The organism is Tateyamaria armeniaca, from assembly GCF_045797845.1.
GTDB classification, from domain to species: Bacteria; Pseudomonadota; Alphaproteobacteria; order Rhodobacterales; family Rhodobacteraceae; genus Tateyamaria; species Tateyamaria armeniaca.
This window is the reverse complement of the sequence record NZ_JBHDIY010000002.1, coordinates 160,132-181,242: the sequence shown is the minus strand read 5'-3', so window position 1 is coordinate 181,242 and position 21,111 is coordinate 160,132. Positions and strand designations below refer to the sequence as shown.

General features: G+C 53.4%; 18 protein-coding genes. 6 read left to right on the top strand and 12 right to left on the bottom strand.

The annotated features are described in order from the left end of the window. Window positions 1-169: 169 nt before the first annotated feature. The 3 genes from ACERZ8_RS00945 to ACERZ8_RS00935 form a co-directional block, all read right to left on the bottom strand. On the bottom strand, window positions 170-1,555 hold the full coding sequence (locus ACERZ8_RS00945; protein ID WP_407594118.1) for an IS1182 family transposase: 1,386 nt from the start codon (window positions 1,553-1,555) through the stop codon (window positions 170-172). Window positions 1,556-1,786: 231 nt separating this feature from the next. Beyond that, on the bottom strand, window positions 1,787-3,829 hold the full coding sequence (locus ACERZ8_RS00940) for an ATP-binding protein (RefSeq protein ID WP_407590255.1): 2,043 nt from the start codon (window positions 3,827-3,829) through the stop codon (window positions 1,787-1,789). A 72-nt stretch (window positions 3,830-3,901) separates the two neighbouring features. Further along, window positions 3,902-4,513, bottom strand: coding sequence for a hypothetical protein (locus ACERZ8_RS00935; RefSeq protein WP_407590254.1), 612 nt, complete (start codon window positions 4,511-4,513; stop codon window positions 3,902-3,904). Between the two features lie 516 nt (window positions 4,514-5,029). On the opposite strand from ACERZ8_RS00935, the gene ACERZ8_RS00930 reads away from it, so the two are divergent. The 3 genes from ACERZ8_RS00930 to ACERZ8_RS00920 all read left to right on the top strand — a co-directional run bounded on the left by ACERZ8_RS00930 (window position 5,030) and on the right by ACERZ8_RS00920 (window position 8,422). Further along, window positions 5,030-6,049 (top strand): IS110 family RNA-guided transposase, encoded by a 1,020-nt coding sequence (locus tag ACERZ8_RS00930; RefSeq protein WP_407590253.1) that lies wholly within the window; start codon window positions 5,030-5,032, stop codon window positions 6,047-6,049. A 430-nt stretch (window positions 6,050-6,479) separates the two neighbouring features. Beyond that, a complete protein-coding gene (locus tag ACERZ8_RS00925; protein ID WP_407590252.1) occupies window positions 6,480-7,502 on the top strand; it encodes an ion channel in 1,023 nt (340 codons plus the stop codon). After that, window positions 7,499-8,422, top strand: coding sequence for a nucleotidyltransferase domain-containing protein (locus tag ACERZ8_RS00920; protein WP_407590251.1), 924 nt, complete (start codon window positions 7,499-7,501; stop codon window positions 8,420-8,422). Before ACERZ8_RS00925 ends, ACERZ8_RS00920 begins: the two co-directional genes overlap by 4 nt. Before the next feature lie 91 nt (window positions 8,423-8,513). Here the strand turns inward: ACERZ8_RS00920 and ACERZ8_RS00915 are convergent. After that, window positions 8,514-9,624, bottom strand: a protein-coding gene (locus ACERZ8_RS00915; RefSeq protein ID WP_407590250.1) for an IS3 family transposase whose coding sequence is annotated in 2 segments (ribosomal slippage) — window positions 8,514-9,369 and window positions 9,368-9,624 — 1,113 coding nt in all. Because the reading frame shifts where the segments join, the coding sequence is not laid out codon by codon here. A gap of 1,117 nt (window positions 9,625-10,741) precedes the next feature. Between ACERZ8_RS00915 and ACERZ8_RS00910 the strand changes: the two genes are divergently transcribed. The 3 genes from ACERZ8_RS00910 to ACERZ8_RS00900 all read left to right on the top strand — a co-directional run bounded on the left by ACERZ8_RS00910 (window position 10,742) and on the right by ACERZ8_RS00900 (window position 13,540). Beyond that, window positions 10,742-11,977 (top strand): hypothetical protein, encoded by a 1,236-nt coding sequence (locus ACERZ8_RS00910; RefSeq protein ID WP_407590249.1) that lies wholly within the window; start codon window positions 10,742-10,744, stop codon window positions 11,975-11,977. Between the two features lie 215 nt (window positions 11,978-12,192). Next, window positions 12,193-13,005 (top strand): hypothetical protein, encoded by an 813-nt coding sequence (locus tag ACERZ8_RS00905; protein WP_407590248.1) that lies wholly within the window; start codon window positions 12,193-12,195, stop codon window positions 13,003-13,005. After that, window positions 12,998-13,540 carry a hypothetical protein gene (locus ACERZ8_RS00900; protein WP_407590247.1) on the top strand — a complete coding sequence of 181 codons (543 nt, stop codon included), beginning with the start codon at window positions 12,998-13,000 and terminating at the stop codon, window positions 13,538-13,540. Before ACERZ8_RS00905 ends, ACERZ8_RS00900 begins: the two co-directional genes overlap by 8 nt. 626 nt (window positions 13,541-14,166) lie before the next feature. Here ACERZ8_RS00900 and ACERZ8_RS00895 read toward each other — a convergent pair. The 8 genes from ACERZ8_RS00895 to ACERZ8_RS00860 all read right to left on the bottom strand — a co-directional run bounded on the left by ACERZ8_RS00895 (window position 14,167) and on the right by ACERZ8_RS00860 (window position 21,099). Further along, window positions 14,167-14,343, bottom strand: coding sequence for a helix-turn-helix transcriptional regulator (locus tag ACERZ8_RS00895; RefSeq protein ID WP_407594117.1), 177 nt, complete (start codon window positions 14,341-14,343; stop codon window positions 14,167-14,169). A gap of 78 nt (window positions 14,344-14,421) precedes the next feature. Next, the gene (locus ACERZ8_RS00890) at window positions 14,422-14,703 is read right to left on the bottom strand and encodes a hypothetical protein (RefSeq protein ID WP_407590246.1); all 282 of its coding nucleotides are present in this window, start codon (window positions 14,701-14,703) and stop codon (window positions 14,422-14,424) included. Between the two features lie 66 nt (window positions 14,704-14,769). Further along, the gene (locus ACERZ8_RS00885; protein ID WP_407590245.1) at window positions 14,770-15,900 is read right to left on the bottom strand and encodes a tyrosine-type recombinase/integrase; all 1,131 of its coding nucleotides are present in this window, start codon (window positions 15,898-15,900) and stop codon (window positions 14,770-14,772) included. A gap of 638 nt (window positions 15,901-16,538) precedes the next feature. Continuing rightward, window positions 16,539-17,564: a branched-chain amino acid ABC transporter permease gene (locus ACERZ8_RS00880; protein ID WP_407590244.1), complete on the bottom strand. Its 1,026-nt coding sequence runs from the start codon at window positions 17,562-17,564 to the stop codon at window positions 16,539-16,541. Then, on the bottom strand, window positions 17,561-18,457 hold the full coding sequence (locus ACERZ8_RS00875; RefSeq protein ID WP_407590243.1) for a branched-chain amino acid ABC transporter permease: 897 nt from the start codon (window positions 18,455-18,457) through the stop codon (window positions 17,561-17,563). The genes ACERZ8_RS00880 and ACERZ8_RS00875 overlap by 4 nt, the downstream gene beginning before the upstream one ends. A gap of 1 nt (window position 18,458) precedes the next feature. Beyond that, window positions 18,459-19,163: an ABC transporter ATP-binding protein gene (locus ACERZ8_RS00870; RefSeq protein ID WP_407590242.1), complete on the bottom strand. Its 705-nt coding sequence runs from the start codon at window positions 19,161-19,163 to the stop codon at window positions 18,459-18,461. 43 nt (window positions 19,164-19,206) lie between these two features. Next, window positions 19,207-20,358: an ABC transporter substrate-binding protein gene (locus ACERZ8_RS00865; protein WP_407590241.1), complete on the bottom strand. Its 1,152-nt coding sequence runs from the start codon at window positions 20,356-20,358 to the stop codon at window positions 19,207-19,209. A 30-nt stretch (window positions 20,359-20,388) separates the two neighbouring features. Beyond that, a complete protein-coding gene (locus ACERZ8_RS00860; protein WP_407590240.1) occupies window positions 20,389-21,099 on the bottom strand; it encodes an ABC transporter ATP-binding protein in 711 nt (236 codons plus the stop codon). Between the last annotated feature and the right edge of the window lie 12 nt (window positions 21,100-21,111).

Sequence of the window (21,111 nt, the reverse complement as noted above, 5' to 3'; positions counted from 1 at the left end):
ACCCCCGATGCACAATCGGTACGTTAAACAACAGGCTTGGTAGGTATGGGCTCCGAGCCGTCAACTGACGGTTTTCGTCGGTCGACTGGTGCCAGCCGATTCTGTTGAAAAACAACGTGTTGCGAGCGCAGAAAGTGGGTAACTGAACGGTGCGCGGGCGCCCTTCTGATCAGGCTTTGCGCGGTTGCTGCGGTGCAGGAAAGATCTTCGCCAATTTGCGGATGTTCTGGGCGGTGGCGGCGGGGAGGAATTCGTCATTTGCGCCGCATGGGCCACGTAGTCGTAACCTCCCGAGCCCGAGGATGCGCTTGAGGTGCGCGAAGAGCATTTCCACCTTCAATCGCAGCTTTGACGAGACCTTGTACTGCTTCGTTTTGCGGATGGCGCGGGCGACATCTCTGGCATCTTCATGTTCTTCGCGGGTGATCTTGCGGGCATCGGCATTCGGGCTGCACTTCATCTTTGATGGACATGCCTGACAGGTGTGCTTGAGGGCCTGGTACTTGGCGACGCCTTTGCCGGTTGGTCCACGATTGGGATCGGAGTAGTTCCGACGGAACTGCTTGAGTGCTTCGCCTTCGGGGCAGATGTACTGGTTGTTGTCGGCGTCCCATTCGAAGTCGGCACGGGACCATGTGCCATCGGTGCGGCCTGCTTTGTCGATCACTGGGATGTGCGGCGCTATCTTGCGCTTCACCAGCCAGTCCAGCATCGGGCCAGAGCCATAGGCGGTGTCCGCGATCAGACGTTCTGGATCTAGATCGAACTTATCTTTAACCCGATTCAACATGGTCTTGGTTGATCCCACCTCAGCCTGCCGGATTGACCGCGTCGCTTCCACGTCGACGACGACACCGTGATCCGTGTCGATCAGGTAGTTGTCAGAATAGCTAAAGAACGCAGGGCCTTTGCGCGTAGCGGTCCACTGGCTGGCGGGATTCGAGAACGAGGTGAACTTTGGTTGCACCTCACTGTCGGCACCAAACGCTGCCTCATCCAATGTGTCGAGATACTCGCGCACAGCACGTGGCGCGGCAGCGACATCAATGCGATTGATGTCCCATTCTTCTTTGGAGGCTGAGAACTGCCTGTTCGCATCCGCCTCGATCAAGCTGGCATCAACGGCCATGCGTTGACCACTTACGAGACCTTCCGCGATGCAGCGCGCCACGGTTGTCTCGAACAGATGGCGGAGTAGTTCGCTGTCCCGGAAACGACCGTGCCTGTTCTTTGAGAATGTGGAGTGGTCCGGGATCCGATCATTCAGATCGAGACGACAAAACCAGCGATATGCGAGGTTCAAATGGGCCTCTTCGCACAGCCGTCGTTCAGAGCGGATACCAAAGCAATAGCCAACCAGCAGCATCCGGATCAGCAATTCCGGATCGATCGATGGGCGGCCTGTATGGCTGTAGAAATCTGCAAGATGGGCGCGGATGCAGCTCAGATCGACAAACCGATCAATCGACCTCAGTAGGTGATCTTGAGGGATGTGATCCTCCAACGAGAACTCGTAAAACAGCGCCGCCTGTGCTTCCCGCCTCGGTCCCATCATCGCTGATCCTCCGGTTTGTTGGGGGAATTGAATCAGCAGTTCATGCGCCAATCAAGGAAGAGTTTTTCAACAAAATAAGCCCGAAGCGGACGTTGGTCTTGAGCGCTTGTGTGTTGGTTCAGCGGAAAAAGCGAACGTTCGCTGCAGGCGCGCCAATGGCCGCTCTAGATACGGCAACATCAACCTTCGGTTACATCATTCCTTGTTTTCGGAAAGAGAGTTGATCCTGCGTTACGGCCTATCATAACGCTTTGCTTGTATGCCATACTGGGATAGCTTCTCATCCAAAGCAGGGTCTTGGAAACGCTTGCGGAGCGTGTCGACAAAGATTGGAAAACTGACTTTTCCAGCAATTTCTGCATTTATTAGCCAGCGGACATAAAAGTTTAGGTCTGCAAAGGACATACCAGTTGTGAGCGCAGCAAACTCATGTGAGCCTGCAAACTCTTTCAAAATTTCAGCCGCTGCTGGCGCTGACGGAAGTAACGCTGCGCTTCTGCCAAGAAGAAACTTCTGTAGATTTTCGGCACTTGGCAAATCAACAAGCCGGACTATGTCAAAGCGACCCGGTCTAATTGCAGCTGGATCAAGATCAACGGGAAGCGAATTGGTGGCAAAAATGAAGACCACTTTCTCCAACTCCCGAAGATCTGCAATTCTCGGAAGCATCGACGAAGTGAGTAGACGACTATCTTTCTCTGCACCTTCAGCCCTCGAAAGAATCATTTCTTCGAGCTCGTCAAACAGGACCACAACGTCTTTGCACCATTTAAGTAGACGAAAGACCCGATTCGCCACAAGCTCAATACGGTCAACACCCTCGATTAGAAAATCGCTTTGTGCAATGACCAACAGTGGCCAACCTAATTCTTCCGACAAATTCTTTGCGAAAGTTGTTTTGGCCGATCCCGGCGGCCCATAGAGTAGTATCGAATAGTATGCATTATGCCTGCGGTCTTCCAGGACAGGTGACACAATACAGTCTTGAACGACCTCTTTCAGCCTTTCTGGGTATGGAAGTGCCGGAGTTCCTGGGGCTTTCCGAACAGAGTTTATTCCAAGGGCGTCGCGTGCGCCTTCGTCCAACAGGTCTTCAAGGAGCGCTGAACTCTCAGAAGAACAAAAAGTAGCTCCTGCGAGCCATGATGCAGTGCCAGTCTGACCAAGAATTTTCAAAGGTGTAGGTGTACGTCCGTGCTCAGCTTCATAAGAGAGCCAGCTCGTGTAGCTGCTAATTAGTTCAAAAACGCCAGGATTGATGGACAAATTCCCCAATGTAGTTCGGCACAACTTAAGAATTCGGCCAAGTAGCTCTGCCTTTGTGCAAACCGCATCGAGCGGCGGACTCAAAGAAAGCTCAAGTCTCTCAGATACTAGTTTCCATGGCTCTGATCGTTTTTCATCTTCTACATACGCGTCAAGAAGTCTCTTTATGTGCGACAGATAGGGGTAATATGGAATTTGCTCAACAATTACCGAGGCCCAATGAGCGGCTTGTACAAAGTCTATTCCCTCACTTGATGAGGGGTCGTATCCTGAAACGCTTTCAAAAAATTGCGCAGGCGCAACCGCAGAAATCTGTGACAGCAATTCTTGAGCTGTGGAGATCCTACTTCGATTTCCTAGTGCATGATCGGGCTCATAAATATCCTTTAACCTCAGTGTTTCCTTGAGGGCGCGGCAAAACCAGTAAGAGGAATACGCGTCGCTTTGAATGGCACCCGTGAGGTCGCGTCGGTAAATCCCAACTGTCCCTATTTCTGTCTGCTGCAGAAGGTAGTTGGCAATTTCGTCAATTAAAATGAGGGTTTCGCTGCGTGCTTTTTGTGCTTCTTTGGAGCTTCCCGAGATAGAGAATGCTGCAATATGCAAAATCGATGCTTTCCAGGACAAAGACACTGATTTTTCTCTTTTTTCCGCCACCTCCTTTCGCAGAACCTTAGCTCGTTCCGAAATTCTGCCTAAGATGGCTGAATGTTGGCCTGGACCGGGCAAAAACCTACCCAGACTAATCATCAAGCAAGTCGCAATCGTATCGACTTCTAGCAAGGTTCTTGACTGACCAGAATCTGAAGTTGAGGTCCCCAAGACCCATGAAAATCCAACTGATCCTGCCGCAGTCTCTAAGTTCAAGATCGACATTTCGGTTAGCTTCGAACGCAATCTATTTGTTGAAAAGAGAGTTCGTTCAACATCTCCAAGCCGTTCGAATACAGTCGAGCGGTCAATGCCGGAAGTCCAGAACTCATAAGATGATTTTATCAATACACTCATATTTGGTCGCTATCATTAACTTTAGTCCAAAGAAAGTCGCATTCATCTCGTCTAAGTACTGAGTGCAGCGGCCTACTCCATGTGCGCAGGAACACTGATTATCCCCGTTTGTGTCTCCGTTATGTACCGGTATGCACGTAGGGTTTCATCCATGTACCAATTGAACTGGTTTTGGTTGTCTGCTTCCACCAACAGAAACAAGTCTGTTGCAACGCCAAGCACCGGGATTGCAGCTGTGACGAGCTCCATATCCATCAGCGCTTGTACGACGCCTTGGTTGGGGTCATGCAAAACCGTCTGAACCTTAATCCAGGCGGAATGAGGCTTGAGTTTGGAAAACCCCTCCCGGGTAAGCGGTTTCTTTGAATAAGCTTCCGTTGCAATGTATGTTGCTGTTCCTGCAATGAAGTTATGCCGCTCATTCATAGTTAAATTCCGTACACTCTCGCGCAATGTAGCCTTGAGTTGATCTTGGCTCTCTGCCACGATAAGAGCGATGAGATCAGCGATCCCATAGATTGGGTTTGCGGCAATGATCGCACCGCTCTCTTCGTCCAGTAATTTCTTTGCAATTTCATGTGCATTCGCTGATCCCGGAACAGGGATGTCCGCACCTCGATAGGTTCCGCCTCTTACGTCAACAACTGCGGCAGTGAACGAACTAATTAGATTTTCGTGAGTCATGGTGGAGGCTCCAGCTTAAGACTCTCGAACGATCGTCGAAGACAAGTGTGTGTTCAACCGGATTCGAACTCACGCTTGCAAAATCTCCTCTACTGAACGCTTGAGCTGAGGAAATCTAGCGGATTCACAAGGCGGAAAGCATTCAATCGTCGCGATAGATCTCAAGGTTCTGCACTGGATCAACAGAACGCAGGAGTTCCCGAATCTAGCGCTTCCGCACAAGTGCCGACGATATCCAAAACCACCCGAAAGTCTGACACCACATGTCATCCCTAAGCTCGCGATTGATTTTGGCACTTCTTTGTTATCTGGTGAGGATCGGACATTCGTGCAGGTCGCAGCATCATGCACTATGGGTTCACAGCCGCCATCGGAACCAGCGCAGCATCAAGCAAACGGGGTCGTTTCGCAAAAATAAGGACGGCCCTTACCGGATGAGGTGGATGGCTCCTGCTCCACCGGCATCGAACGTGCCACAGTGCAGTTGTTATCGACTGCTAGGAAAGGAGCCACCCAATGACAGTAAAGACTGTAGGTCTAGATTTGGCCAAGGACGTTTTTCAGGTGCACTGCGTTTCGGCCACGGGACGCAAAATCATCAACAAGAAGATCAAACGTGCGAAGCTGATCGCGTTCTTTGAGACTTTGCCGCACTGTTTGGTTGGGATGGAGGCATGCCGTTCATCGCATCATTGGGCGCGCAAGTTACGCGAACTTGGCCACGATGTTCGCCTGATGCCGGCCGCCTATGTCAAACCCTATGTGAAGCGCGGCAAGACCGACGCGGCCGATGCGGAGGCGATCTGCGAAGCGGTGCGCCGACCAACCATGCGTTTCGTTGAGATCAAGTCCGAGGACCAGCAGGCAGTACTTGCCATTCATCGTGCGCGGGATCTGGTCGTTCGACAACGCACCCAGGTCGTGAACATGATCCGAAGCATACTGCATGAGTTCGGGCACATACTGCCAACAGGTATTGAGGCCGTAACCAAGTTTGCCAGAGAACATGGCACCGAAGAGCAGTTGGACATGCCCGAGATCGCGGACGGTATCCTCGGCGTCATGTGCCATCAACTGAATGGGCTCAATGCTCGGGTCGACGGGCTGACCAAACTGATCGAGCAGCACGCCTGGCTCGACGCAGATGCGCGGTGTCTGATGCGCATGCCAGGGATCGGCCCAATCACTGCCTCGGCGGTTGTTGCCACCATAGGCGACGCAAAACAATTCGAGACGGGGCGCGATCTGGCGGCCTGGCTGGGCCTCACACAGCTCAACAAATCCAGTGGTGGTCGAGAGCGTCTCGGGCGCATTACAAAGAAGGGTGACCGTTACATCCGAAAGCTGCTGATCGTTGGGATGACATCGCGCGCGCTCATGGCGAGAAACAAACCCGAGAAAGCCGACACATGGACTGCGAAGCTTCTAGACGAAAAGCCCTTCCGGCTAGCGACGGTCGCCATGGCCAACAAATCCGCCCGGATCATCTGGGCGCTTCTCACGAAAACAGAGGAATACCGGCAGCCGATCGTTTGATCCTGCCCAGAGATGCAAGACGTTTGATGTGATGATGCGAAACGAAGTCAACCAAGAGTAAGGACACTCCGACGAAGGTCGCGGCCTTCGAGGTCGTTTAGCCGATAGGAACCTTGCTCGCGGAACTCATCATGGCCAGTGGCAATCGCCGCGCGAATAGGCCGGACACACGACTGTACTGACGGACCGTCGCAATCACAGAAATCTCTTGCAATGCAGGAGCCATCCACACAGAACCCTCAGCGCGGTTTCCGTATGCTGCGCTTGCAGCCCGCTTTGCAGACCTTCGCCTTCTTTTCCAAAGGCGGTATCGGCCGGTGTCTGGTATTTTTTTATGTCGTGGCGGCATCCCAAAGTAGTCGCTTGAGCACCATAAACTGTTTCGTGGCGAACGCTTCGGCATTTTCTTGATCGCAAGTCTCGCCACCACGTGCAAATTGAAGAAATCTCTAAAGGTAAAGTGTGCACGCGCCTCGATCGAATGCTAAGGTGCAGAGATACATCAGAAAACGAAACGCCCTTCGGCGAAGTGCGGACTGGAACGAAGTATATGGCTGAGTGGGACAACTTTTGGAAGCTTCAGAGCCCTAGTGTCTTGAAGTCTCAAGAACAGTTCTACGACCACTTAGCGAAGTCAAATCATCTAAAGAATGTAATCTATGAACCCGACGATCTCACGAAGCAGGTCGCCGCACGAACCCAACGCATAGAAGACATGAGCTTCGAGAGGGTCAGTTTCTCCAAGACCTCTATTTCTGAAGTTATCTTTAGGAATTGCGACTTCATTGATTGCCAGCTTATTGCAACTCAGCTGAGTGACTGCGAGTTTCACGACTGTCGATTTATCAGGACAAATACACACAAAATCTCTCTGTCGAATACATACTTGAATCCGCTCTCTTTCAAGAAGTGCCTTGATCGCCGAAAGCACCAAAATATTGGAGTGCATCTATATCAGGCGCTCATGAACAACAGCCGAGACGCCGAGCAGATCGAGTTTGAACGCGATGCTCAGTTCCTATTTTTGCGTTGGAAGCGCTATCAGGACGGGTATGAGTTTAAAAGAGCTTGGACAAAGGCAGAATCACGTTGGGACTACTTTGCCGCATCCAATAAGGGCCTGGGTGTTCTTCAGAGATATTTCTGGGAAAAGCTCTTCGGGTGCGGAATTCGACTCCGCTATTATATTGCCACGGTCTTCTCAACGATCATCGTGGCTTCTATCTTAAACTTTCAATTCAGGCATGAGCTTGGCCTCATGGTTGACGAAGAAATTATCTCGAGTTGGCCTGAAGCTGCCTATTTCACAACGGTATCGTTAACAACATTGGGATATGGGGACATTACTCCTACGACAGAGCTTGGTAGGTGGATTGCGTCTTTCCAAAGTATCGTGGGCTTCTCACTCTTTGCGTTATTGGCCTCTATGTTGTTTAGGAGAGTTGCTCCATGAACAGTGCGATAGTCGAGAGCATCTGTATCTTCGGTTCGGTTGCGCGTGCGACAGTGGACGAATTGAGCGACAAGGACGTATTGATTGTTGCCAGCGACCCTGCTCGCCGTATAGATTTAGCAACCTCTTGGCAGTGTCTCGGCTGGTCTGTGTCCACTTATTCACCGAAACGCTTCGATGCCATTTATCAAGCTGGTAGCCTTTTCGTTCAGCACCTTAAACTTGAAGGGCAAATGGTTTCTGACACAGGGGGCTGGTTAACCCAACGCCTTCACAGGTATCGACCAAAACGAACATACAAACCAGAAGCCCAAAACAGCGTTTCTCTGGCGCTCCCAATCGAGCGCTTCGCGGACGATCAGCCGCTGAAAGCAAACCTTCTTGCCGCTGACCTTGCTTATGTAAGTGTTAGAAACTTCGGGGTTTGCGAACTTGCTGACAGGGGAGACTACACTTTCGAATATGATCACATCGTCGATGCATTGTCTGACATCAGTAGTCTTTCCCGTTACGAGACCAAACTTGTTCGTTCGCTCAGATTGGGCAAGAGCAATTACAGGAGCCACAGCCAACCGGCGAACTTTGATGGTTCGGTCGGAGATTTGAAGGATATACTCGGAAAAATTTTCCCCGACAGAAGACTTGGGACGCTTCCGGGTGAAGCTCGCCCGAGATGCCTAGGAACTGGTTATTCCAGCTTGCGCGACATTGAAGCAACTATTGTCTCGCGATTGGGCCGTTTGCCCACGATCAGAGAAATTGAGAGCGATGGTCTGATGTCGGTTTGGAAACTTATCCAACGTCCAAGCCACTACACTTGGAGCATTCGCCAGCTAGGCTTCTCGAATCATTTCTTACCTACGTTTGGCGGTAATCTCAGTGAGAAAAGTAATTTCCTTACCAAGGAGCTCTTATTTTAAAGGCAAGCCAATCTCGCCTCCAGACCCCTCATGGTTTGTGATTGGCATCAGGCTAGCAGCGACAGTGACCTGCTCCCCTTTGTGTCCGCGTTTATAAGTTAGCGCTGTTCAGGTTTTGGTCCTCTCTCGACCGTTTGTGATACTCCTGCGGGGTGAGCCCGTCGAGGCTCGAGTGCAGGCTGTGGTGGTTGTAGTCGTCGCGCCATGCCGCGATCAAATGGCGGGCATGGCGGAGGTTGTCGAACAGGTGTTCGTTCAGGCATTCCTCACGCATACGCCCGTTGAAGCTTTCCACCAGACCGTTCTGCATTGGCTTGCCGGGCGCGATGTAATGCCAGCCAACTTTGCGATCTTCCTGCCATTTCAGGATCGCATTGGAAGTCAGTTCGGTCCCATTGTCGCTGACCACCATGCAGGGGTATCCACGCATTTCAGCGATCCGATCCAATTCACGCGCAACGCGATCACCAGACAAAGACGTATCAACCACAGCGGCCAGACATTCACGGCTGAAGTCGTCGATCACATTCAGAATGCGGAACCGGCGACCGCAGGACAGGCTGTCAGACACGAAGTCCAGCGACCACCGCTGGTTCGGACCTTGCGGGATCGCCATGGGGGCTCTGGTGCCCACGGCACGCTTGCGTCCGCCCCGTCTACGAACGGTTAAACCTTCTTCGCGGTAGATCCGGTAAAGCTTCTTCCAGTTCACGTGCCAGCCTTCGCGTTTCAGCAGGATGTGCAATCTACGATAGCCAAACCGGCGACGTTCTGATGACAGCTCTTTCAGCCGACCCCGCAGATCGGTATCAGCAGGCCGCTTCGACACGCGCCGATAAACACGCGGATCAATACCTGCCAAAGCACAGGCCCGCTTCTGAGTGTATCGCTTCTCTTTCATGGCCCAGCTCACCGCTCTTCTGCGTGACCCAGGCCTCAAAAGTTTTTCCCAGCATTTGCTTGAGCGTCGACACGTCCATCATCTGCTCGGCCAGCAGTTTCTTGAGTTTGGTATTCTCGGCCTCAAGCGCCTTCAGCTTCTTTGCATCAGACACTTCCATGCCGCCATATTTGGATCGCCATTTGTAAAAGGTCGCATCGCTGACACCATGCTTGCGACACAGATCAGCCGCCGTCGCGCCTGCCTGATGCTCCTTCAATATCCCAATAATCTGTTCTTCGCTGAAACGGCTTCTCTTCATCGTCTGTCTCCTTGTTGGAGAACAGGCTAACTCAGAACACCGGACTTTTCAGGGGAGCAGGTCATAGAGGATCAACTAAAACCATGGAAGTATAGAAACTTCCGCCATGGTACGGTGTAATGCTCTTCCACTTGATTGGATCCGGGCTACTTAGTCGCAGACAAATAAATGTACCTCTTAGTTGCGGCTGACCCTGTGTCCTTCCCCCTAGAACTCGGCCAGTCTTCAATGACCGATCTGGCAACGTGGGCTACAACGCAGCGATGGTCGCGCCGCAAGAGCAACTGAATGCTGCGTCAGCAATAACTGTCTGTTCACAAGTCCGCATTGCCTGCGGCCCGGTCACCCAGCCGATCAGATCCAATGTCTGGTATGGGCTGGGAGCGGTCAACTGACCGAAACCGTCGGATGTCGGCAAAGAGCCCGGTCCAGCAGTTGTCTTTTCTCGCTGCGTGCGCTCGCAGCACATAGTTTGCTGCTATTACGCCCTGAGTGACGCTGCCGCTCGGCGGGAAAACCAGCCGTTCGTGAACAGCGCAGCAAGAATTTCTTTAGCAATTCACGAGACGCGGACAAAGGGCGATTTCGCTGCGGATGCGCCAACGCCTGCTTACCGGATTGGCCAGTCTAAACAAAGTAGAAGCAACCGATCTATCGGCCCGGATGCGTCCATGCGCCTAGAACTCGAAGATGTCCTGAGCTTCGCTGAGCGCATAGATAATAGACATCTGAGCGACATCAGCGGACGGCTCCACTGTTCGCCATTTCAAAGCAGATATCCGTCTCTCATGCGCTGTTGGACGGTACTGAGCATACTATTTCTGATGCTTCGATCCGAGAGACTGACTGCAATGAGTGCGGAAAAAAGCACAAACGCTTAAGCATTGGGCGCAGAATTTGCGTCGTGACCAAGCTGTGAAACACTCACCAGTTCAATGAGATCATCAAAAGAGGACCCTGTGGTCCCTCCTTCTGCCAATAGAAATCACAATGATTTCATTTCCGTGAAGAATAAGGCAACGAATTTCCTTGCCAGACTATCATTATAAACTTTAGCCTAAATGAATACAGCTTTCCGCCCAGAGCAGGGCAAAACTATTTGTTACAGGAGCGCTTAATGCTCAACAGTTTGAAAAAAAGCTTTGTCGGCGTCGTCTGTTTTGCAGTGTTTACGGTTTCAGTTTTTGCTGACGAAACGGTCGTTGATGGAATGCGAAACGCAACTCTAAACGATGTCAAAGGGTTGATAGGACGGCAGTTTTCTGACGGCCGGCTCACCATGAGTCGCAGTGGATCAACTTTTCATCAAACCGGAACCCGTGTTTTTCGAGCGAGCGTTGTGGGGCGTTTTCGCGGCGTCGTGTCGCAAGCCGACGTCATAACGCTGGATGGAGAGATCTTCGAAATCAGTGGGATTTTGCCAATTCCTCGGCGGGGATATCCCGGATACATCGCTCTCCGTACTGGGTCTGCGCAGCTAGCTTACTCGATTCGTTATTCAGATCTACTTCCTCTCGCGCTTATCGCAGACGCGGGAGCCACGAGCCTATACTCGTTGACGTCCGATATCAACGACAGCACGCTGAACAGCGCCACAAGTATAAACCAATGGGCGGCCGAAGCAGGTATGGTGATATTTCAGGATCAAGAGGAAGTGTCTGCGATTGAAATTGCGGGGACGCCGATCCACTACGCGTTGAGGTTCGCTGACCTCTGCAATAGCTGTGAATCGGGCGAAATCACTGGTTTCGCCGATGCGATTAACCGCCAGAATGGCGTTTCGCGGACTAGCAACACAACTGACGACAGCTGGATTATATCGGATGTAGGCGTCCGATTTGAAGCTATAGTTAGCAGTAACGAGCTGGGTATTGATGGAATAATGACGCGCAATCGTTGGTCGATCGGAGATGGCCAAGATACTGCCTTAGTTACCAGTGTTTCGGCATTGTCAGCCGAGATTGTTATGGACTTCTATCTTCAAGCCGCCGAAGCGACTGCCGCATGTCTTGGCCCAAATCCTCCGGCAGACTGCATTTTTCTCTCTGAGGAGGTTTTCCCTCAGCTATACGAGAATGCAATCCGCGAAGCATCGCTTTTGAGGCTCAATCCTGACAGCCTACTTATGGAAAACGGGAACTTGGACTTCATGTCCATCGGTCAAAAAGGAGCACAGGCTATCACACGCGCAGAGATCGCGTTCGAAACACTGGCACTTTTGAGACACGCTAAAGCGGTCGATCCCAACAGTTGGCGTGCTTTCATGTCTTCGATGTCTACCGATCAGATTATGGAACAGAATCTTCAAGACTGGCGTCGCTATGCAGGTGCGCTTCAAAGCTCTGCCCGGTAACGTTTGCGGCAAAACCCGACATGCAGAAGTTTTATCACTGCTTCCCAAGGCCGCGGGTTTCGGACAGGCGAAGTTCTACGGAACAGCGGGCAAAAGGTGTGTCCATTCTGCGCTGCATAGCGGAATTCGGGCTTCTTCTGACACCGGAAACCTCACAAACCCGCAGTTCTCGGCAAAGCTGCCGAGCATGCTTCACACTGACCACTCGCAACGAGTTGACCACCGCTAAACGGCGTGTCGTCGGCGGCCAAAGCCTAGACGTATCTCATTCTGATTTGTTTGGGACCTTTGCAATTGGGATCTCGCAGGCTGCTGCGCGGACAGTCGGACTGCAGCCTGTAGTTTATCACTATCGGTCGGAACTAGCCGACAGTCTTTCGGAGAAAATACAAGAGAAGATGGAAGAGGTCCGCGCTCTGCTAGGTGTACTAGCATATCTTGAAGCGTCTGTCGGAGCCCCAGACAAGTTCCGAACTACACATGAACTACGAGCAAGCGGATATGTTTCAACGACTTCAGAGCGCGCTGTTCGGTTAATCGAAGCCCTGCCGAAAACCACTCGGAAACAACTCTTCGACGCAGTAACGGAGCTTCCGAGATCTACGTCATGGAACCTGATCGACTGGCTCGATCATTTTGGCGACCATTTTCAGACCGCAGATGGACAGGCGCAAATTGGTACGCTGAGTTACTATATGCAAAATGAATGGCGCGTGGGCCGAATGCAATTCGGTGACCGCGAAGTTGTTGGTTTGGACGATACCTCGCACCCAGCAATCCTAGAGGTTCGCGATGTCCTTTCGTTGATTGATACATCGTTCTTCACGCCAACGATCCTTAGTGAGTGCGCTCTGCTTGCAACAGTGCAAAATCACTACTTTTTTGATCACGTAGTGGAGGTTATTTGTCCTCGAGCCGCTACACGGGATGTCGAAGTAATTCTGCAAAATACTGACCCAAACCAGTTTGTTCGTACTAGCCACCGATTTGCTGCCAATAGTGTGTTTGAGAGGAAAACAGTTGGATAAAATCTCCTTATATGAATGGCTGGGGCTTGGGGTTGATGCTCTTGTGCCTTTGGTAATCGCAATAATCGCCATACTGGGGAAACGCTATGTGGATTCACTTGAACGCCGCCGTTTCGCTTATGAAATGGGTATAACTTGGCGGACTGAAACCTTCCGTGAACTAGCAACTAACCTGAACTTATTAACAAAGTTCCATTGCTACGTTGGTGACTGGCGCATTCTGTCTCCGGGCGATGCCCGTGATGCTAAGAGACGCTGTGACGAATTGGTATTTGCCAACGGCTTCTTGTGGTCGGACGAATTCTTGAGGGTTTGGCAGAGGTTCAACGACGAGGCCTTTGTGGAAAACCGAGGGCCCTCTTCTAGCTTCCTATTGCGTGCAAACGTTGATCGGTATCGAGAACTTGCCAGCTGGAAGGACGAGTATGTTGACTTCTTCGTTCCGAGTAGCGATCGCATTCGACGAAGCACGTTTCGTCCTTTGGTCGACGATGTGCTCAAACGCGCGGCACAAGAGGTAGGAATAGTGCGGTAGACAATGCCAGCTGTTACGGCTCACAAAGGCTATTTCAGGCATTGTTAAGCCATTATCTCAGAGAGCGGAGGCCTAAGACGGTATAACACTCTCTAACTGGGAAAACCTCAGAGCAACGTATCTTTTCGTACTCTGGAGCAATTAATTTCTTTCTAGGAGTTCAACGTTTCCCAATCATCAGTAGCTGTCTGAACACAGTCAAGTTCAACAGCGCATGGATCGTTCAGTTCTAAGCCGCCTTCGGATCAGGAAACCGCATTGGCTGCTTTGTCCCGCGTCTGACCTGTAAGATCAGTTTGCCGCGAAGGTGCGGTTCAGGTTTTGAACATTTGCCGCCTATTAGTGATCGGTCTGGAGAAATCTGCCGCACGACAGCAATACACGTGCTGCACATGCGAACGGATACCGCGCCAGCAAGAGCCGCACCTGCATAAGTCCGGTTTGTCCGCATAGCGGACCGCGACGCCTACCCAAATCGAGCGCGTGAAGCAAATACCCACTGTGCAGGTTGAGATTGCGGCAACTTTCGCGCGAAGCGGAAGGCGGCACTAGGCCGCCCAGTGTCGGATGGCTGGGTTTGCAACCCCGGCCACCCAGCTCCTGAAATCAGGAGTGCCGGTTTGGTTCTAACGCTGCGCCAAACGTTCATTGAGCCAGTCCAGCACTTCACTCTCCAACCAACCGACCCGGTTTGGGCCCAGCTGTACCCGCTTAGGGAATTGGCCTGCCTTCTCCAGACGCCCGATGTGTTGCGGTGAGTACAAAACCAACTCCTTGACCTGGCGTTTTGATAGTATCCTCATCACGATCTCTCCATGAATGAAGAGCATCGCGATGCTCGGGTTTCGACAAATCTCCCGAGAGACCCCCACGCTACTCCGCTAGATAACCACTTTCAAGAATTCACCGATCTTGCAGTTTGCCGGTATGGAAGCACGATTGCTTGCTTCTTCTTCATCCGACACTCGCGGAAAACGGCATCGATCAACATCATATCGCACGTTGTTTGGATCTCGCCAGTAGCACTCGTCTGCAATGATATCGAGTGCACTTCTCATATTCTCAGCGTCTTTGTACCGCAAAACCTCGGAGACAATGGACGGGGCTTCTTCGGCCAGAAACCGCTCTTCCATTACATAATCTAAATTTGTCGATGTATTCATATACTTGGAATCTAACAAAAAACTGGCATTTTTCGAATCCAACTGCGAGTCACAAAACAGAATCTGTCAAGAGTCAAATAAACGCCCCAGGTGAGCTTCATACGATGTCACTGCGACTTTCATCTCTTCTAGGTACGTGTGCCGATTGTATATCGCGGCCACGCCGCTGATCGTCCCAGAAACGTGATTGAGTAGCTTTTCAGTGACATGGATAGGTGTGCCGATTTTGGCATGTGTCGTTGCAAATGTGCGCCGCAGATCATGCAAAGTGTATGGCGCGACGTCTTCAAGGTTTGCGTCGAACCGTGATTTGGCTTTGCCCCAGCCATTGAACACCGTACCCGCTGCGTGACTGGACGGGAAAAGATAGCTGTTGATCCGTGGGAGTCCGGTTAGCGCATCTTCGAATAACGCTCCGATGGGGATGGTGAGTGCTCGACCATTTTTCGTGAGTTCCGCCGGAAGGCTGATCGTGCCTTCAACTTCATCAAGGAAGCCCCATTGCAGGTTGGCGGCTTCGTTCCGGCGCAATCCCGTCAGGATCAATACTTGGACAATGGGTCCGTACGGATACGGGGCTCGTTTCGCTTCACTCCAGACCGACCTTAGCTCCTGGTCATTGAGCACCCGTTCGCGGGCTTGCGCTGGCTTGAACCCTTTAACTCCCTGCAATGGGCTAGATGCTAGCAGGTCTTCGCGAATGGCCCAATTGAAAAGAGTGCGCGCGGCAACAAATGCATGATGTTGTTCACTAGCGGAAGTCTTAATGCCACGAATGCGATGGAGCACGTCTTGCTTGCTGATGTCTGCTAAGTTTCGTTGGCCAAACTTGAAGTGGGCATCCAGACGCTTCCGATAATAGACTACAGTGTTTGGCTTGTTCTTGCGTTCGCAGTCCGTCAGGAACTGATCTCGAGCAGTTGACCAAGTGATTGATCGCTTCGCGTCCAGGCCCAGCGTGAATTCGGCCAGCAGTTCTTTGGCTTTGTCGCGCGCTTGTTTGAGGCTGACTGTGGGGTAGCGACCAATGGTCCTGCGGGTTCGGTTGGGGCCATACACCACGACGAAGCTCTTTGTGCCGCCTTGAGACACGCGAATTCCAAACCCAGACAGACCTTCATCCCAGAAGGTTATTTGTCCCGATGTGGGTACTGAGAGGGACTTCAATGTGCGGTCAGACAGGGCAACGGATGGCATTCTTAGGCTCACTAAAGGCTCAGAAAAAGCGCGTGTTTGGGTGTTATGCAGTGTTCTTCTATGTTCAGGTTTTCAGTAATTATATAGTTAAATCATATACTTGTGTTTGTTTATGTTCAGCTATGAAAATCATTCAGAAAGGGTTGAAAATCCTCGTGTCGGTGGTTCGATTCCGCCCCGGGCACCACTTTTATCTCCGTTGTCGAAAATTGCTGCTCACTCGGACAGAGTAAGGTCGTTTGTTGCGGCCTATTTATGAAAATCGCAGTTTGCGACGGCAATCGGGTGGTCACACGGGCGCAGCAGTTTTGAGTAAACTTTCAACTGCGCCTTTCTGCATTGGCGGTCCGGGTAAATCGGAACCGTTTGTGCGACGCTGGAAGCATGGCAAAAGCCGTGGAGTAAGAACGCCGAACAGCCAAAAAAGACCGCAGAGACCACCGCTCATATTGGTAGCGGCGAGACCGGTGACACGGAAAAAAAGACACTTGATCCCGGTGCTGTATCAGAGACATTGATTGGGCGTGACATAAGGGCCCGTTCCATGACTTGGACACGCAATGGATAAAACCGCTCCAGTCCCTTCGCAGGATCAAAAAACATCCGTTGGGGTTAGAGCCAACCGTTGAAAACAAGCGCTATTTGCCCGTCAAAACCAATTCCTCAATCTCTCGGTCGCCCATCACCCCGACAGGTCGCAACGCCATTGTCAGCACAATGACCAGCCCCAGCATGACGCCCGAAAGTCCCAGTACCTCTGGCAGATCGATGCCGATCACGACGGGTCCTGTTTCCAGCCAGCGGACCACCTCCAGTCCGAATGAGATCGCGAAGGTGCCCAGAACCGCACCTGTCACCGTGCGCATGCCGCCGAAGATCAGCATCGCGAGGGTCAGAAAGACGTGGTTGAAGTAGAAGGGCCGTGCCGAAATCGTGCCGAGGAAATAGGCATAGGCGATTCCAGCGCAGGCGAGGATCAGCCCGGAGAGGACCCAGGCGATCAGCCGGAGGCGTGTGACGTTCACGCCCATGGCTGCTGCCCCCGTTTCGTCGTCGGCCGAGGCGCGCAGCATCACGCCCCAGTGGCTTTCGCGAAAGCCACGCACGATGAACACCACGACAACGGCAAGCACCACGATGGAGGTCAGGGAAAACACCTGCGGGATGCCAAAGAATGCCTGATTGCCTTTGAAAATGTCGGTCCGGTAGAGGAAAATCGAATGCACGATCACCAGTACCGCCAGCGTTGCGATCGTGGCCCCTGTGCCGGTCATGCGTACGATGAAGACCCCCACCAGAAGCGAGATGCTTCCGGTAATGATCAGCGCGACGATGGCCGACATGATGGGATCAAGCGCGAAGGCGTTGAGGCCCCAGGGCGCATCGGGCAAGGCGATCTGCTTCATCGCGACCGGGGTCACACAGATTGCTGCGGCATAGGCCCCGATGCCCATGAAAGCGCTGTGGCTGAGGTTGGTCAGCCGGGAATTGCCCATGAACACCTGTAGGCCCAGCACGACGATCAGATTCACAAAGGCGCTGTAAACCAACCGGAGTTGATAGTTCGATGCGAAGAAGGTGGCCAGCACCCCAATTGCGATCAGAATGGCGGCCAGCATACACGCACCGACAACACCGCGTTTCTGGCTTCGGGTAAGGGTCAATGCTTGTCCCCCTTTTCCTTGGCGGGGCTGAGAATGCCATCAGGGCGCCAGACGAGGATCAGCGCGATGATGCCAAAGACAAACGCGTCCTTCAGACCGCCGTAATCCTGCGGCAGCAGGACCAGCATGCCCACCTCGACCGCACCCAGCAGGAATCCGCCCAGCACAGCGCCCGGCAGGCTGCCAAACCCGCCGACGACGCAGGCGACAAAGGCTTTGAGCACCGGGTTGAACCCGAAATGCGGATCGACCGACCCGCGCCGCGCCATGATGAAGATACAGGCGAGGCCAGCCAGCAGCCCCGAGATCAGGAAGGCCAGCGCAAAGACCCGGTTGGCGCGGATGCCGCTCAGCCGCACCATCTCGAAATCCAGCGAGGCCGCCCGCATCGCGAGCCCGAGGGTGGTTCTTTGCAGGAACAGCACGAGGCCGATGATCACCACGACGGTTGTGACGGATTCGAATATTTGCAGCGATGAGATCTGCACCCCGAACAGCATCACCGGGGCGTCGAGAAAATAGAGCGACGTCACTGCAATCGGGCGGGGCGAGATGAATAAAAGAAAAAGGTTCTGAAGCACGATGGAGACGCCGAAGGCCGTCAGAAGCCCCGTTGTCGGATCGGCATAGCGCACTGGTCGGAACGCGACGCGCTCCAGCGCGACCGAAGTCAGCGCAGTCGCCGCCACGGCCCCAACGATGATGATCAGTGGATTGGCCGTCACCAGCGCTGCGAAGGCAACCATGGTATAGCCGCCCACCGCGATCACTTCGCCATGGGCAAAGTTGACCAGCCCCATCACCGAAAAGACAATGGCGAGGCCCAGCGCCAACAACGCGTATTCTGCACCAAACGACAGGGCGTTGATGATCTGTTGTGCGACGTAGTCCATCTCAGCCCAGCCCCGTCAGTTTCGCCATCATGTCCGTGCTTCCGCCCAGTTCCGCCGCTGTGCCTTCGGCCTGTATCCGGCCATTGTTCAGCAGGTAGCCATAGTCCGAGATCTGCAGAGCCTGCCGCGCGTTTTGCTCAACCAGCAGGATCGTCATACCTTCGGTTCGCAGCTTTGCGATCATCTGGAACACCTGCGCGACGATACGCGGGGCCAACCCGAGGCTGGGTTCGTCCAGCAGCAGGATTTTTGGCTTGGACATCAGCGCGCGTGCAATGGCCAGCATTTGCTGTTCGCCTCCCGAAAGGGTGCCGCCCGGTTGAGTGCGCCGTTCACCAAGGATGGGAAATGTCTCGAACCACCGCTCAATATCGGCCTGCACGTTTTCGCGATCCGCCCGGATGCCGCCACCGATGCGCAGGTTTGCCTCAACACTCAGATTGCTGAAAATGCGGCGCCCTTCAGGGGATACGGCGATGCCGCGACCGATGCGGTCCTCGACGGACACTTTGGCCAGATCGGATCCTTCCAGGGCGATGGTGCCCTTTGCCTGTGCAATCCCGCAAATTGCTGAAATTGTGGAGGTTTTACCGGCGCCATTGGGTCCAAGCAGCGCCACGCATTGCCCTGTGCCCACGCTCAGGGAAATGCCGTGCACCGCCTCGATGGGGCCGTGAAAGACGTGAAGGTTCTGGATTTTCAGCATGGTGGGGAAGGGGCGCGACCGGTTGGGTCGCACCCCGCGTTGTTTACCAGTCGGACGGTACGTTGTCCGGCACCACATTCGACACGAGAACACGCTTGCCGTCTTTATACCCAATCACGGGGATGGTGCGCTGCGCATAAGTCTTGGTGTCCTTGAAAGAGATGCTGTCGACCGTCAGCACCGGGATGCTGTCCGCCTCGCGGATGGTTTTTGCGATGGTTGCGGGATCGGTGCTGCCCGATTGCTCGACCGCCCAGGCAACGGCCTTGACTGTGTCCGCGCCAGTCGCGGGGAACAGGCCCGGCACGTCAACACCCAACTCCTTACACTCGGACATGAAATTCACCACGGCACTGTCGGCCTGGCTTGGGGCCAGCGTCGCAAAGAACACCTTGTCGAGGATTGCAGGATCGTCCGTACCGATGGCGTCCAGCGATGGATCGTCAAAGCCGTCAGACCCCACGACCCATGCGTCAATGCCCGCACTGCGCAACTGGCGGACCAGTACACCAACGTCCGGCATGATGGAGGAAATGTAGACTGCGTCGATCTCTTCACCCAAGGCGCGCATCTCGGCAATCTGGGGCGACCAGTCCGACGTGCCAAAGCTGAAGTTCAGGGTGCTCAGCACCTTGCCACCATTTGCTTCGATGACGTCGCCAAACCACAGCGGGGTTTTCGCAGACCAGCTGCCGCCTTCGTCAGAGGTCAGCAGAACGACGTTCTTGACCCCATTTTCCAGCGCGTAGTTCGCCGCAGCCGTTGCGGTGAATGGGTCAGGCGACACTCCGGTAAAGAAGTTGTCGACGATGCCTGCGTGCATTTCAACTTGGGTAGACTGTGGCTGGAAAATCGACACGCCATAGCCTTGCGCGATCTGGGCCACCGGGATCATCGTGTCGGAAAAGGGGATGGTGCCCAGCATCACCGCGCCTTCGTCGAGGAACTTTTGCGCCAAGGAAATTGCGGTCTGCGTGTCCGCTCCGGAGTCCTGAACCAGAATCTCGATCATCTTGCCGTCTACGCCGCCGTCGGCATTGATCATTTCCGCCATGCAGCGCGCGCCCTGCCATTCTGCATATGGCGCGTAGTCACCTGTCATTGGCACGCCAAGGCCGATCTTGATCGTCTCTTGCGCGAAGGCCGGTGTCACCAATGCGGTGCACGCGAGGGCCGTGAGGATACTCTTTTTCATGTTCGTCTCCTTGTTGGGGGTCTTGTGAATTTACGCAACGGCGTCCACCTCTTCTCCGAGGTAGGCGCTGATGACTTTGGGGTTCTTGGTGATCTCTTGCGGACTGCCTTCGGCAATGATCGCGCCCATATCGAGCACGGTGATGCGGTCACACAGGGTCATGATGAATTTCAGGTCATGATCGATGACGAAAAGCGCGCAATCCGCCTCGCGCTGCACCCATTTCAAAGCACGACCGAGTGTTTCGGTTTCTTCCTCGTTCATGCCCGCGGCGGGTTCATCCAGCATCAGAACCTTGGGCCTGAGCGCCAAACCGCGCACGATCTCCAACCGCCGCTGATCGCCGTAGGACAAGGCATTGGCCGGTGACGTGAGTTTGTCTTGAAGACCAAATTCCTGGATCGCGGCGTCGGGCAGCGCCGCACTTCCGGCGGCATAGCGGGCGACATCAATGTTCTGCTCGACGCTCAGGCTTGGAAAGACACGCAGGTTCTGGAACGTCCGCGCGATGCCCAGCCGTGCGCGTTGATGGGCGGTCTTGCCCGTCAGCAAAGTGCCGTCGAGCGTCATGGTCCCTGTCGTGGGCACCAAAAGTCCCGAGATCAGGTTCACAAGTGTCGATTTGCCCGCACCGTTCGGACCGATCAGCCCGCGCACCTCGCCGGTTTCCAATACGAAGGACACGTCGCGGACGGCCTGTACTCCGCCAAAGGATTTGCTGACACCGCTCAACTCCAACATGGGCGCCTCTGA

What these genes read in the sequence shown, in the direction of transcription:
- ACERZ8_RS00945 (WP_407594118.1), bottom strand. Translation starts at nt 1,555, where the DNA reads ATGATGGGACCGAGGCGGGAAGCACAGGCGGCGCTGTTTTACGAGTTC.
- ACERZ8_RS00940 (WP_407590255.1), bottom strand. Translation starts at nt 3,829, where the DNA reads ATGAGTGTATTGATAAAATCATCTTATGAGTTCTGGACTTCCGGCATT.
- ACERZ8_RS00935 (WP_407590254.1), bottom strand. Translation starts at nt 4,513, where the DNA reads ATGACTCACGAAAATCTAATTAGTTCGTTCACTGCCGCAGTTGTTGAC.
- ACERZ8_RS00930 (WP_407590253.1), top strand. Translation starts at nt 5,030, where the DNA reads ATGACAGTAAAGACTGTAGGTCTAGATTTGGCCAAGGACGTTTTTCAG.
- ACERZ8_RS00920 (WP_407590251.1), top strand. Translation starts at nt 7,499, where the DNA reads ATGAACAGTGCGATAGTCGAGAGCATCTGTATCTTCGGTTCGGTTGCG.
- ACERZ8_RS00910 (WP_407590249.1), top strand. Translation starts at nt 10,742, where the DNA reads ATGCTCAACAGTTTGAAAAAAAGCTTTGTCGGCGTCGTCTGTTTTGCA.
- ACERZ8_RS00895 (WP_407594117.1), bottom strand. Translation starts at nt 14,343, where the DNA reads ATGAGGATACTATCAAAACGCCAGGTCAAGGAGTTGGTTTTGTACTCA.
- ACERZ8_RS00890 (WP_407590246.1), bottom strand. Translation starts at nt 14,703, where the DNA reads ATGAATACATCGACAAATTTAGATTATGTAATGGAAGAGCGGTTTCTG.
- ACERZ8_RS00885 (WP_407590245.1), bottom strand. Translation starts at nt 15,900, where the DNA reads ATGCCATCCGTTGCCCTGTCTGACCGCACATTGAAGTCCCTCTCAGTA.
- ACERZ8_RS00875 (WP_407590243.1), bottom strand. Translation starts at nt 18,457, where the DNA reads ATGGACTACGTCGCACAACAGATCATCAACGCCCTGTCGTTTGGTGCA.
- ACERZ8_RS00870 (WP_407590242.1), bottom strand. Translation starts at nt 19,163, where the DNA reads ATGCTGAAAATCCAGAACCTTCACGTCTTTCACGGCCCCATCGAGGCG.
- ACERZ8_RS00865 (WP_407590241.1), bottom strand. Translation starts at nt 20,358, where the DNA reads ATGAAAAAGAGTATCCTCACGGCCCTCGCGTGCACCGCATTGGTGACA.
- ACERZ8_RS00860 (WP_407590240.1), bottom strand. Translation starts at nt 21,099, where the DNA reads ATGTTGGAGTTGAGCGGTGTCAGCAAATCCTTTGGCGGAGTACAGGCC.